The sequence below is a fragment of the Treponema sp. R80B11-R83G3 genome (assembly GCF_054786115.1).
Window position 1 is genome coordinate 1 of sequence record NZ_BDHF01000514.1, and the last position, 429, is coordinate 429.

1 pseudogene is annotated in these 429 nt (G+C 49.2%); it reads left to right on the forward strand.

The features are described 5' to 3' along the window. Window positions 1-219: 219 nt before the first annotated feature. Window positions 220-429: pseudogene (locus tag ACYVRH_RS14730) on the forward strand (tryptophan--tRNA ligase); the annotation flags it as partial.

Genomic DNA, 429 nt, shown 5'->3' on the forward strand with positions numbered 1-429 from the left:
AAGCCGCGCGGCTCGGGAGTCAACGAGAAACGGAGAATAAGAATATACCGTAATACTCCTCACGGAGAAACAGAGACATAGAGGAAGAGAAGGCAGGAAGTCCATATATTCTTCCCTCCGTGTTTCTTTGTGCCTTTGTGTGCGTGAGAGGTATTATTGGATTACTGTCCTCTGTAACTGGCTTTACAGTTTTTTTAATTCCCGATAGATTAAACCATTATGAATAAAATCTCGTTAACCGGAATCAAACCCACCGGGGACCTCCATATCGGTAACTACTTCGGCGCAATAAAGCCCGCCCTGGAACTTGCCAAGGAATACGAGGCCCGGTATTTCATTGCCGACTACCACGCCCTCAACACCATGAAAGACCCGAAAGAGCTGAACGTCGCAATCAGGCAGATAGCCGCGGGCTGGCTTGCGGCGGGG